The following is a 13,962-nucleotide window of genomic DNA, read 5'->3' on the forward strand; positions in this document are numbered from 1 at the left end:
AAATTATACTCACAATATGAATCCACCATCATTTGCATTGCAATCCAATGGAATCAACATTCTTAAATTTAAGACAGCTTGTTTTGAATCAAAGATTATTCAATCTTCAAGATTTTATCAAAACCGGACATCCTAAATATTTCATTAACGACTTCATTTACATTTTTAATAACGAATGGAATGTCGTCTGCTTTTAGTTTCTTTTGTGTTGATATTAGAACTCTAAGTCCTGCACTTGAAATGTATTCCAAATCAGCAAAATCCAAAATTAATGAGTTAAAATTACCCATTTCATTATTAATTTCATTATTTAGGTCTTGAGAAGTGATCGTATCAATACGACCTTCAACAGATAACGTCAATTCTTTTTCATTAAAACTTTTTGTAATATTCATAGTATCATCCTATTATTAAGTTATTTATTAATATCTTTTTATTATCTATTAAATAATTATGCAAACAACACATTTTTCTCAATTTAACAAAAAAAATATTCAAAACAATTTATACCATTGAACCACCCATAATTAAATAAATTGAATATTAATAACAGTTTTCCAAAATAATTTATTTTATCACATTTTTTGACTAATATCATTTTTATTTTACATTTAAGAGGAAATGGAGGAAAATAAGATGAAAAAAAACAAAATCGCCTTAAAAGTTAAAGGTAAAACACACAAGCAAAAACCAATAATAAATGCAAAGTAGCCTTAAATTACTAATTAACTAAAAAAGGAAGTTGCAAAGCAGTTAACAAATATAAGGGAAACAGCTGCCCTAAAAAATCAACCAAAAACATTAAAATTAAAATCAAGTATGTGCAACACCCATCTACCTTTCTTCCTTTTATCTGGTGAATCAAGCAAAAATTTTTTAAATTTTACCATATGACTGATGAGGATTTGGAAAAAATAGATATAATTCAGAGAATCTGTTAAAAAAAATTAATTTTTCAATTTTAAATAAAAATCAAAAGATTCATATTGATTTAAATTTTTATGGAATTACAAAAAAGAACTGATATCAATCGATATCCGAAAAAGTATACTGAGGATACTCCAATAAATATCAACACCATAAAAATTGCATAATGAAAAACATTCAAAAATTTTATCAAACATAACAAATAAACAGTGATTCAACAACACAATCATTCAAAACCCGAACCATATTAAATCCCAAATCAAAATCCACCCATTATCAAAAGAAATACTAAGATAAAGTTTTTAAAATTTATCAAATCATGAAATAGGGCAAGTACAAAAAAGGCAATTATGCATTGTCAATGCAAGAAAAATCTTTGAAAAAATCACTTGATTTTTGAGTGATAAACAACAAAAAAATAGCTTTAAGAAAATTAAAAAAATACTACAAAAACCGCCAAAAAGTATTACTTAGATAGCTTTTTATACTATAAAATTAAATATTATAATTGCTAATGCAAATAAAATAAAAGTTCATTGAAATGTCCTTTAGGTTGATTCACTCTATTAATCACTCCATTTAACTCATACCTAAAGGCATGAACTTATTTTTATTAAAAACTAATTTTAAAAAAACTTTTTTTCAAAGATTAATTTAGTGTTTTTAATTAAAAAAGTATTACTTCAATAAGCTTAAATTTTCATATAAAATTACTGCATAAATCAAAAAATAGATTGATTAAAACTCAAAGTACAAAATTAATTTTACATCATATACAGTATAATACAGCAAAAACAAAATTGATTTGAAAATGCAATACCGAATTAAAACATATATGACAGATTTTAGAATATTTTTAAAATTTCAATGGCATGGAAAAATAGCTCTGAAAAAACCATCAAAATAATCCACTCATTGATTAATTAAACTAATTGAAATTATAAAAAACATTAAAATAAACAAATGTATTTTTAAAATAAATGAATTTATGATTGAAAATTATATTGGATGGTCTTGATAGATAGATGAACTCATAACTTTTGAGAAATTACGTCAAAAATGCTTTTTGCAATCTCCCTTTTTGAAGCCAAAGGCACTGTCAAAACCTCATCGTCAACAATCAGAACCTCATTTTCATCAGAACCGAACTGGCAGTTGTCCTTTGAAATATCATTGGCTATAACCAAATCCGTTCCGGCATCTGCAATTTGCTTTCTAGCGCATTCAATAATTTCATCCCTTGAAATATTGAACTCGGCCTTAAAACCAACAAGAAAAATATCAGGATTGATTTTTTTAATCTGGCGAATGATCTTGGTTGCAGGCTTCAAATTCAAAAAAATAGAACTTGAAGAATCGATTTTCTTATCAGATTTTTGTCCCAATTCAAAATCGGAAACCGCAGCGGCAGATATGAAAATGTCACAGTCTGGAACTATGCTTAAAATGGCTTCGTTCATTTCGCTACCTGTCTCAACGCGAACGACATCAAAAACAGAAGGGATTTCAACGCTGACATTTGCAACGACCAAAGTCAAATCGGCACCCCTTATATAGGCTTCACGAGCAAGAGCCAAACCCATTTTACCGGAAGACTTATTTGTGATACCTCTTACGGAATCAATAGGTTCATAAGTACCTCCAAGACTAATCAAAATCTTCTTGCCTTTAATCATATCAATCTTTATGTAAATTAATGGTTCTTAGAGATTCAAGAACAATATCCTCTTTTGAAGGGAATTTAGCTTTTCCTTCATCCATTCTAGGTTTTATAAAAGACGCTGAACCTTCTTCCTTTATCTTTTCAATATTTCCTTTGATAGCACGATACATTGAATCATGCATTGACGGAACAAAGATGATCGGAGTATCATGGCCCTGTGCGGTAATCAGCAATGTAGAAATCGGATTGTCTGCAATCTTATAAGCAAATTTGGAAATTGTGTTTGCAGTTGCAGGAGCGACAAGTATCAAATCTTCCTGAGAATATTTGACATGCTCAATTTTACCGGTCAATTTGGTTACTACTTCTTGACCGGTGGCAAATTCCATGGCATTCGGATGGATAATCTCACATGCGGAATCGCTCATGAAACATTTAACTTCAACGCCGTTTCTTCTAAGCTCACGAGCTAATTTGATGGATTCGGTAGCGGCAATGCTACCTGTAACACATAGAACAATCATCTAAACACCTTAAGTAATCTGAATATCAGACAGGATATAATCAAATACGTATAAATTCTGTTCGAACTTATCAATTGGTGCACTATACATTAAAGCATATGCCTGACCGCCCTTTTCAAACCAGACAACCTTGTGCTCACGTTCAATACCCTTGTCATTTGAAGTGTAGATATATTCCAGTGCCTGCCTATCGCCAATTAAAGAGTCACCTGAGGAGATCAACTTAAAAGAAGCGTCATACTGCATGGACTTGTAAGTGGAATTTACAAATGTATAGAAGTCTCCTTCAATAGGCTTTTTCTCAAAATTGATATTGACCTGACCTATTCCTGCTGAATCTATTGAATCCAGTTTTGAAATTGACATTATGGAATAATTTGAGGTGGCCTGTGAATATCCCCAGTCTGAAGGGTAATTGATGACCAATCCTCCTTTTGATAATGTTAAAACTTTTGTTTCGTCATCAGTATTATTTTCTGCACTGACGCTGGAAATCAAGAATATAATAAGAATAATTGCTATAATACTTCCCATTAAAATTTTGCCTTTCATGAAATCACCTTTACATTATCCATCTGTACCCTCACTTGAAGAGTCACTTGAGGAATCCGAACTATCCGATGAACTTGATGAATCACTACTGTCAGAGGAACTTGATGAATCGCTTGAGGAACTGGAATCAGAACTGTCTGACGAATCGGTTGTGGTTTCAGTTGTAGTTGTAGTGGTTTCCGTTGTAGTTTCAACCTGATCCTGATTATCATCATCGGTACTGTCAGTCTGAGTGTAGTTGTCATTTGAAGTATAATTATAATTAGTATTTGTATTATTTACAACAGCAACAACTTCAGGGAATGCTGTATCTTCAACAGTTGCAACAACACCTGTGCTGGCCATGGATTCGGAATCCAGATTGAAAATACCATAAGCCACACCTGCACTGAATGCGATTACAAGCACCAATAATGTTATCGCTGTAAAAGCGCCGCTGCTCATTGAGGATTTTTTCTTTTTATTATATCTAGCGTCATCCTTTTTAGGATTAATAATATATTTTTGAACCAAATCTTGTTCCTGTTTTTTCTTTTGACTGGTAGGTTTTTTACTTCTCTTTTTAGTTTTAGTGGTAGACTTGCCCTGCATAGATCTGATACGTCTGGTTGCTTCCATCGCATCAATAGAATTTAATTTATCTTCATATTTAGAACGAAAATATCTGTATTTTTCTGCAGAAATCTTACCAGACTTGTAGTCTGCTTCCAAACTATTCATAACTTGAAGAAGTTTATCTCTATCTTCTGACATTCCTACCCTCCCTGAAATTATTATACTTTAAATTATATTCAAACAATAATTTAAATGTTACCTAAAATTCAGGATAGGAACCTAAAACTTTTAAAAAATAGGTATTTTCATCAATCTCATCAATGATATCTTGAATTACTTCATTATCCTTATGACCATTGAAGTCTATGAAAAACAGATATCTGCCCAAACCCTTTTTAGATGGCCTTGATTCGATTTTAGTCAGGTTTATATTATTTTTTTGGAAAATCCCTAAAATATTATACAGTTCACCCGGACGGTCCTCATATATGGAAAAAATGATTGATGTCTTATCCCTGCCGGTCGGTTCATGGTCACTGTTCGAAACGACAATGAATCTTGTCTCGTTATTGTCCATGTCCTGAATGTTGGGCTTGAGAATTTCCAAACCATATAACTCCGCAGCCTTTGCGTTACCTATGGCCGCTTTGGACTTATCTCCAATGATATTTTTGGCAGCATTTGCAGTGCTTATGGCATAATGGGGCTGAATCCTATTCTGGCTTATGAATTCCTGACATTGTGAAATGGCCTGCTGATGAGAATAGACATCCTCAATGTCATCCATTGTGCATCCAGGATTTACAATCAGATTCTGATTGATTGAAATGATAATTTCTCTGAATATTTTCAAATCGAACTTATGAGCCAGGGAATCCAAGGTCACCCCTACCGGGCCTTCTATTGAGTTTTCGATTGGAACGACACCAAACTGGGTTTCATCATTTGCCACACTTTCCAGCACTGCCGGAATTGTGCAGTATGGAATCAGCTCATCTCCAATCATGCTGGCCGCTTCATGAGTGAATGTTCCTTTTGGTCCTAAAAATGATATTGGTGTAATAGTAATCACCCAAAAAAATAAAAAAAGTAGATATTTAAGATTCTAATTTTTCAATTAGTCTTAAAATATCAGTTTGTGTTATGATACCAACGACTTGACCGTCATCAACAACAGGCAAACCGTTATATCCAGTTTCAATCATCACGTTAGCCACTTCGGAAATGGTTGCATCCTTTGAAGTGACGGTAGGATTTGAAGACATGATGAATTCCACCAAAACCTCCTTGATTTGAGATTTTTGGTATTTTTCAGGCACATTTTTTCTAAAATCGATGAATGCTCTCATCAAATCTTTAGAAGTCAGCATACCCACTAATTTTTCATCTTCAACAACCGGCAATCTGCCTACATGATCTTCAATCATGAGCCTTCTTGCATGAACAAGTCTTTCAGTTGGTGAAACTACTGTCAGGTCTTTAGTCATTATTTCCTTAACAGTAATCTTATCAAAAGCAATTCCCACAGCAAGAGTAACAAAATCCGCCTTGGATACGATTCCAACCATTTTGTCATCAGCATCCATGACCGGAACGGAACCTATTCCGTTTTCCAACATTAATTTTGCCACTTCATCCAATTGCATAGTTTCAGGAACTGTAAATACGTCTTTAACCATTACAGATGAAATATGAAGTCTTCATGCAGGCATACTTTCATATTTTGAAGAACCAAGCTTGTCGGCAATGTCCCTCTCGGAAATAATACCAACCAATTCTTTATTATTGGTTACAGGCAAACGTGAAACGTTATTTTTGCGCAATAATTTCAAAGCATCAGAAAGATTTTGATCCTTGTCTATGGTAATAATATCCTCAGACATCAAATTCTTAATTTGCATATTATCATCTCCTAAAAATGTTTTAATATCTTTTAACTGCGTTTAATATGTCTCTTTCAGTAATAATTCCAATAATTTTATCCTCTTTAACGACTGGGACTCCACCGATATTCTTTTCGGCAAAGATTTCGCATAATTCCCCAATAGTCATGGTAGGTTCAACTGTTATTGGCTCTTTAACCATGATATCTGAAATTTTTGTTTGGTCCAATACGTCAGTTGCCAAATTGGAATTCAAATGGTCAAACAGTTCTTTTGCATTGATGAATCTTATGACATCAGTAGAGGTTAAAATACCTAATAATTTTTTAGCCGCTTTGGATATGTCAGCTTCACCACCGACAATTGGAATTCTCCTTAAACCATTTCTAACCATGATTTTACATGCATCTCCTAATGAAGTTCCAGGAGTTGTATTGAATACTTTTGTAGTCATGTAATCCTGTACAATGTCTTTTCCTGCAACGCCTGCTAATGATAGGGCAATATCCCTTTCGGTTACAATTCCTGCAAGTTTTTCATCGGCGTCAATAATAGGTATAGCACCTAATTGGTTAGCTAACATTACTTCAAGGGTTTCTCCAATAGAAGCTTTGTTAGATACAGTGATTAAATCACGAGTCATAATTTCTTTTACTGGCTCGTTAATAGCTGCTAGGAAATTATCTTCGTATTTTTTCTCAATAATGTTGAATTTTTTTCCTCCACCAAAGAAATCCAATATATCCATTACGGTTACAATACCTAATAATTTTCCAGAACCAGGGTCAGTGATTGGCAATCTTCTAAATTCATGTTCCATCATTACTTTAGCAGTATCCTTGATACTTTTTGAAGGAGGGATTGAAATAACATCTCTGGTTGCAATAGCCATGATGTCTCCTTCTCTATCATGAACTTTGGTTTCACGTTCAACTGCGCCTGTGTTTGATTTTCTGTTAATAGATGTTTTATCTTTCATTTACACACCTCATTTACAATTGCTATCGTAAAAATAAAAATCAATCAATATTAAAAACAAAAATTCACTCAATATCCAAAATCTTATGGATTTGAGGAATGGTGGAAACTTCAAAATATTGCCCAACAACTTCGGAAAACTCAAATAATTTAAAATTAATGTCTTTCCATTCTCCTAACGGACTGGAAGGTTGGATAATTATTTTAAGGTTGCTTTTGTTTGAAATATTTTGCGATAATTTTTCAACTACCCCTTTAAATGACTTTATTTTTGTTGATGGCAATATAACTACTTTACAATATACATTTATAGATTTTTTCATTAATAAATTTAGTGATTTAATCTCATTTAAAAAAATGGAATTGTCAAAATCACCATCAAAATGCTCAGGCAGCTTAATATCCAGAGAAACAATGTCCAATTTCTCAATGGAACATATATTTTCCGGTAGAGTGCCATTTGTTTCGAGCATTATTTTAAGATTGAAATTTTTTGCCACCTCAGAAATGAACTGAGGATATAGGCTCGGCTCACCTCCAGTAAATGATATGGTTTTGCAGTCAGGAGTAATCAATTTAGTTATCTCAGCTGTGACCTCCTCCGGAGTCATCAGATTGCCTGACTTTTCGGATTTACTGTCATTGGTGTCGCAATAGTTGCAGTTCAGATTGCATCCTGCAAATCTTACAAAAATCTGTCTTTCACCTATCAGAAGGCCTTCACCCTGAAAGGATGAAAATATTTCAATTATCGGCGCTTTCATCATAAATCTTTCCTATATTCAGCGCCCTGTCCGATTCCCTCATTTACACAGACCGCAACATATTCCAAATTGTCATAAGTTTCGGATAGCTTTTTGGCCAAAGTTTCAGCAAAGAACTTTGACAGCTCTTCAGCGGAAGTGTACGGAAGAGGAAGGAACACACAGTCAACACCCGGCAAGGAATATCCCTTGCCATCAATTTTAAAATGAACAGTGTGCTTCTTTTTCAAATCAAAAATTGAATCTGTCTTCTTGTCGAAATCCTTGAATTCAATCAAGTCATTATAAACCGGAATGAGCAATCTGTGATCAAGCTCGTCACAAATCGCTTTTGTATAACCCTTAACGTCTTTAAAATCAACTACAAATTCAAAATCTCCTGCCCTCTCACCTTCAATTTCAACATCAACAAAGTAAGAGTGTCCATGAATATATCCGCATGATTCATGACCTGGAATTACATGTGCAGAGGAGAATCTTAAATTTGATTGAATACCATTAACTAAAATTTTCATCATAACACCTTAGTTTTGCTTATATCATTTTCAATAGTTTCCAACTCATCAATGAACCTATTGACTGTTTCATTAATTAATTCCAATAGATTATCCTCAGTGAATATCTGTTCATCATCAATTCTGATGTCAAAAAGTCCAATGGTTTCAACATCATCAGGAGTTCCCTTGTCTTCCAGATTCAAGGCAAAATGAATCTTTGCAGAGCTGAGTGATATGCTTGCAATTGAGATAGATAACTTCCTATCCTCAACAAAAATGTCATCACCTTCCCTTTTTGTTTGAACTCCATATTCAGTCAATACTTCTCTAAATATCATGACAAGAAGCCTTTGTCTTAGATAAGCCACCCTCATGTTCGGTGGTTGCTGGTCAAAAAATTCACAGATGAAATTGACCATATTGTTTGATTTGATTTCCAAGCCCACATCAGCGAAATCCTTTAGATTATCTGGAGTGATGTTAACGGGACCTATCCAGGTTATGATTGATGATCCGTAAATTCCAAACTCCTGAAATGCCCATGAGGGATTTATTTGACTTCCATCATATTCAAATATTTCATCAATGTGTTTATGAGTAATAGCCATGATATAACCTATTTTAAAATTATTAAATTACCTATTTATATTTAGTCAAAGGTATTAAAAAAAGTATCGTATAGCTATTTTGAAAAAAATAAAAAAAAGTAAGTAACTGCCGAAGCAATTACTTGATTTTGATTTTGATATTTTTGGCTACTTTGTTGTAGTATTTGTTTCCTTTGAAGGTCACTGTTGCCTTGTAAGTTCCCTTTTTAGTCAATTTCTTGATTTTAAAGGTTGCTTTACCTTTGGAGTTGGTCTTGGCAGTGATTGTCTTTTTGCCCTTGATTTTCAAGGTGACCTTGACATTTTTCATTGCCTTACCTCTGTTGTCCTTTAAGACAATAGTGTATTTTTTGGTTTTGACTGTCCTTTTGAATGTTTTCTTTTTGGCAGTCATCTTAGGTGTTGCCTTTTTCACGATAACCTTGGTGGTTTGGCTTGTTTTTATGTAGTTTTCATTTCCGTCAAAACTAATTTCCACGTTGTAGGTTTTCGGAGCTAAACCGTTGGTGGATATTTTAACTTGACCGTTAGCATCAGTTTTTAGAGTTTTGATTCCATTAAGGCTAATCTTTAAGTAAACACCTGAAACTGGATTGTTGTTACTGTCTTTTAACTTAATTACCAGATATTTGTTTCCATTGTATACTGTTTTGACAGCTGAAGATGTAATCACAGTGGCCAAAGAAGTTTTATTTATGACTGTGTTTGAAGTGTCGTTTCCACTGACTCCTGCGCTATTGCCTTGGTAAGTACAATCGTCAGTTACAGTACCGTTTTCAACAGCTCCACCATTTTCGGTTGCAGTATTGTTTATGAAACTGGAGTTTGTAGCGCTTATTTCACATCCTGCACCACCGTTTGTAGCGCTATTGTTGTTGAATATACAATTGCTGGCGATACCTCCAAACATTGCCCCACCGTTTTCAGCTTGACAGTATGAGAAAGTACAACCGTTAGCCTTGCCGTTGCTTCCGGTAACATGCATTGCCCCTCCGTTTTGTGTTGCTTTGCTGTTTTCAAATTTGGAGTTGGTTACGGTACCGTCGTCTCCAGCCAATTCAATGGATCCACCGTTTGCAGCTTCACATTTGAGGAATTTACAATCGTTTATATTGGCGTTGTTTCCAGTTATGTCAATTGCCCCTCCATTTTGTGTTGCTTTGTTCTTATTAAAAGTGGTTTGAGTTATTGTACCTGCGGTTCCGGTCCATTCGATTGCTCCACCATTTGCAGCTTCGCATCTAATGAAATAAGAATTGATTAACTTTCCGTCGCTTCCGACCCATCTGATTGATCCACCGTCTTGTGTTGCTTGGTTGTCATCGAAGTTAAGATGGTCCATGATACCGTTGTTTCCTATCCATTCGATTGCTCCACCGTTTGCAGCTTCACATCTGATGAAGTTATTACCATTTTCAGTTCTTATAATTTTTCCGTTGTTTCCTATCCATCTGAGTGCTCCACCATTTTGTGTTGCTTTGTCATTATCGAAGTTTGTGTTAGTTATGGTACCGTCATCTCCAGTCCATTCGATTGCTCCACCGTTTTCGGCTTCGCATCTAAGGAAATTGGATTTGATTATGTTTCCATTGCTTCCTGCCCATATGATTGCCCCACCGTTTCGTGTTGCTTTGTCGCCATCGAATCTGGAATTGCTTAATCTACCTTCGGTTCCATTCCAGCAGATAGCTCCAGCTTCTTGAGCTCTGCAGTTGGTGAAATTACAATTGTCCACAACTCCCTTTGCACCTTTCCAGAAGACTGATCCTGCAACCATATCGCTGGTACAGTTATTGAAGTTAGAATTTGTTAACTCACCTTTGTCAGAAACCCAAACTATTGTTCCTCCGCCTTGTTTTGCGGAACAGTCTGTGAATTGTGAATTGGTTATAATATCTTTTGCTCCGTTTACCTGGATTGCCCCACTACTGTGGTCACTGTTACATTTAGTGAAAGTGCAGGCATCTATTATGGCGTTAGAGCTGTCTAAAGCAATAGCTCCTACTCCTACACCAAAATCATTATTGAAATTGGAATTGGATATTCTTGCACCGGACCCGAGCCAGTATATTGCTCCTGCACCCTGGGCAGTGTTGTCATTTAAATTGGAATAGGTTAAAGCACCATTATTTCCTTCCCAGTATATTGCACCACCCGTGTTAGAGGAGGATTCTGTGAAATTTGAATTGGTAACTTTACCATTATCTCCCTTCCAGTAGATTGCTCCAGCATATTCATCTGAAGAGCTTTTTTCGAATTTGGAATTGGATACTATACCATCAGCTCCTTGCCAGAAGATTGCTCCTCCATTTCTTGCATTTGAGCGAATGAAATTACAGTTATTTACCATATTAGTATCGTTGGCTATTGTAATGGCTCCACCATTTTTAGGTGATGAACAGTCTGTGAATGTGGAATCGCTTATTATAATGTTCTCTTCATTTATATAAATGGCTCCTCCAGAGGATTGGCCATCAGTAACTTTGCTATGGCTAAAAGTACATCCTGTCACAGTAGACCAAGGGCCTTGTAAGAAGATGGCACCAGCAGCTAATTTGGCTCTAGTGTCGGTGAATGTGCATGATTCCACATTAATTTTTGAATTATATCCTAAGATTGCGCCTCCATATTTATCCGCATCAGCACGATTGAAATTGGATTCGCATATTCTACCATTATCTCCAGACCAGAAAATCGCGCCTCCATCTTCAGCGTAAGCCATCATGACCCCACAGTTAGATAATTCGCCATTATTTCCTGTCCAGTAGACTGCACCTCCATCCCCGTTGGTGGCATATGATTCGTTGAAATTACAATAGGATAACACACCATTGGCTCCAGTCCAGTAGACTGATCCACCGTCTCCATTTCTAGACAAGCCTTTATTGAACTGATTATAACTTAGTCTTGTTCCTTCACCAACTACAACAAGTGAACCTCCGTTGTTTAGAGCTGTACATAACTCAAAGGTACAACCTTGAATAACAGCATTATCACCTGTGCTTTGAATTGCTCCTGCGGAGTTGAGGGCAGATGTTCCTGTGAAAGTAGAATCTCTCAATTCAAAATCGTTTCCATGAATGTAAAGTGAACCTGCAACTCCCTCAGCGGAATCCTCGTTGAATTCAGATTGATATATCTTTCCTCTATCACCGCTCCAGTAAATTGAACCTGCATTTTCACCTTGGTTTCTATTGAAAGTTGATTGAGAAATGGAACCACGTTCACCTTCCCAAAGAATTGCTCCTCCTGTGCCTGAAGAACATTCAGTGAAATCGGACATTATTATTCCACAACTGTCTCCCTTCAAATGGATTGCACCACCATATGTGTCGGAATGACAATTTGTGAAAGAGGAACCCTCTATTACAATTCCAATTCCGCTACATGATATTGCACCGCCGTAAGTGCTGGCTCCAGAATCAGTGAAATGAGACCCTTTTATTCCTCCACCATTTCCGGTTTGATATATTGAACCTCCTTCATTAGCAGAGGATCTTGTGAAATTACAGCCATCTATGATTAGTGTATTACTATCAGAATAAATTGCACCTCCGTAGACAGCAGCTATGTTGTCAAAAAATTCACTAGTCTCTATACGGGCGGAGTTTGATTTATATAAATGGATTGCTCCTCCATTAACGCTTGCATTATTTCTGGAAAATGTGCTTGATTTAATTGATAATCCAGTTATATTGTATGTGTACATGGCCGCTCCGGCGATAGCCTTGTTATCGTTAAAATCACAGGAGTTGATTGTTAAACTATCGTGGCTTTGTGAAAAGATGGCTCCTCCGACATATGCATCATTATTATTGAATTCGGTTGTTTTAAAAGAAACACTTGAGCGGACTGCACATATTGCTCCACCCATACCAGATTGTGTATTTGCTGCATTGTTTGTAAAGACACATGTATCAAAATTCACATCTGAATTTGTCATGAATATTGCACCACCGTTGGATGCTCCGTGGTTATTTATAAAATTACATGAATTAAAAGTGACTTTTGCGGAATATATGAAAATTCCTCCACCAGCACCATCATCATCTCCGGTAGTGCTACTGAATCCATTTTTAAATACAATGTTTTTTAATGTCACTGTCACGGATTCATGTGGGTTTGCTATAGAAAATATTCTTGCTTTGCCCATTCCATCAATGGAGTGTCCATTTCCATTGATAGTGATGGATCTATCAATGTATATTAGCGGATAGTCGCTATCAATAGTCTGGTCATAATGATAGTTCCTATTTAATGAAAATGATGTAACTGTAGGAGAAAGCTGGTCAAGCTCATCTTGAAGAGTTTTATAAGTTCCATCTGCTGCACCTAAAACGTTTTCATCTTCATCACTGTTTGAAACAACCGAATCGGATTCAGCTATTTCAAGGTTATTTTCATCTTCAGATACTTCCTCATCTATTATTTCTATCTTGTCATCACTATAATCACCAATTTTCTCGTCCGCTAAATCATTAGCGTTTACTGTGGAAATTGCTCCGATTACCAGTATCAGTAAGATAAAAACAAAAACAAGCCTCTTACTTAACATGATATGTAATGTGTTTTTTCCAATATTTAAATTTGTTCAATATATTATTTAGTATGCTCAATTTTTTCAATTGAATCCAATAAATCATGTCAAAACATTTTTAATCATCAAATATTCTGTATAATATTCAAGCACGAGTTTAATGGGCAACCGCTAATCAGTTGCCTGTGCAGTACATTGAATGTAGTCACTCGACGGCGTCAATGTCTATAGTGCTTTTGTTCTTTCGTATACTCTTGACAACCTGAAACAACACCATTAACACCATTCTACATGATAGCACCCCCCCAAGATACATTGTCGTAATATGATTGTTTTGAAAATAATGCAAAATTAACATAATTAATAATATATGAACATTTTAAAAAATGAAAATTGAAAAAAGTAAAGTGAAATAGTATCTGAAAAATTTTCGAATATATGATAAACCCATATCATAACAATACATTAATTAAA

General features: G+C 35.0%; 11 protein-coding genes and 1 pseudogene. All 12 read right to left on the reverse strand.

Annotated elements, in window-relative coordinates; genetic code table 11:
- Window positions 1–95: 95 nt before the first annotated feature.
- Window positions 96–395: an STAS domain-containing protein gene (locus tag ACJMML_RS03845; RefSeq protein WP_405306057.1), complete on the reverse strand. Its 300-nt coding sequence runs from the start codon at window positions 393–395 to the stop codon at window positions 96–98.
- Between the two features lie 1,563 nt (window positions 396–1,958).
- Window positions 1,959–2,603, reverse strand: coding sequence for a phosphopantothenoylcysteine decarboxylase (locus ACJMML_RS03850; RefSeq protein ID WP_405306058.1), 645 nt, complete (start codon window positions 2,601–2,603; stop codon window positions 1,959–1,961).
- 1 nt (window position 2,604) lies between these two features.
- Window positions 2,605–3,114 (reverse strand): flavoprotein, encoded by a 510-nt coding sequence (locus tag ACJMML_RS03855; RefSeq protein WP_405306059.1) that lies wholly within the window; start codon window positions 3,112–3,114, stop codon window positions 2,605–2,607.
- A gap of 9 nt (window positions 3,115–3,123) precedes the next feature.
- Window positions 3,124–3,666, reverse strand: a complete 543-nt coding sequence (locus ACJMML_RS03860; protein ID WP_405306060.1) for a hypothetical protein — start codon at window positions 3,664–3,666, stop codon at window positions 3,124–3,126.
- A gap of 15 nt (window positions 3,667–3,681) precedes the next feature.
- Entirely contained in the window at window positions 3,682–4,419 is a 738-nt protein-coding gene (locus ACJMML_RS03865; protein WP_405306061.1) for an endoglucanase, read from the reverse strand.
- Window positions 4,420–4,480: 61 nt separating this feature from the next.
- Entirely contained in the window at window positions 4,481–5,284 is an 804-nt protein-coding gene (gene pheA / locus ACJMML_RS03870) for a prephenate dehydratase (protein WP_405306095.1), read from the reverse strand.
- A 34-nt stretch (window positions 5,285–5,318) separates the two neighbouring features.
- Window positions 5,319–6,122: pseudogene (locus tag ACJMML_RS03875) on the reverse strand (CBS domain-containing protein).
- Window positions 6,123–6,144: 22 nt separating this feature from the next.
- Window positions 6,145–7,083, reverse strand: coding sequence for a CBS domain-containing protein (locus tag ACJMML_RS03880; protein WP_405306062.1), 939 nt, complete (start codon window positions 7,081–7,083; stop codon window positions 6,145–6,147).
- 64 nt (window positions 7,084–7,147) lie between these two features.
- Entirely contained in the window at window positions 7,148–7,846 is a 699-nt protein-coding gene (locus tag ACJMML_RS03885; RefSeq protein ID WP_405306096.1) for a 7-carboxy-7-deazaguanine synthase QueE, read from the reverse strand.
- Window positions 7,846–8,361: a 6-pyruvoyl trahydropterin synthase family protein gene (locus ACJMML_RS03890; RefSeq protein ID WP_405306063.1), complete on the reverse strand. Its 516-nt coding sequence runs from the start codon at window positions 8,359–8,361 to the stop codon at window positions 7,846–7,848. Before ACJMML_RS03890 ends, ACJMML_RS03885 begins: the two co-directional genes overlap by 1 nt.
- Window positions 8,361–8,951: a DUF366 family protein gene (locus ACJMML_RS03895; RefSeq protein ID WP_405306064.1), complete on the reverse strand. Its 591-nt coding sequence runs from the start codon at window positions 8,949–8,951 to the stop codon at window positions 8,361–8,363. The genes ACJMML_RS03890 and ACJMML_RS03895 overlap by 1 nt, the downstream gene beginning before the upstream one ends.
- A 118-nt stretch (window positions 8,952–9,069) precedes the next feature.
- Window positions 9,070–13,506, reverse strand: coding sequence for a hypothetical protein (locus tag ACJMML_RS03900; RefSeq protein ID WP_405306065.1), 4,437 nt, complete (start codon window positions 13,504–13,506; stop codon window positions 9,070–9,072).
- Between the last annotated feature and the right edge of the window lie 456 nt (window positions 13,507–13,962).

The organism is Methanobrevibacter sp., from assembly GCF_045130115.1.
In the GTDB taxonomy this organism is placed as follows: Archaea; Methanobacteriota; Methanobacteria; order Methanobacteriales; family Methanobacteriaceae; genus Methanocatella.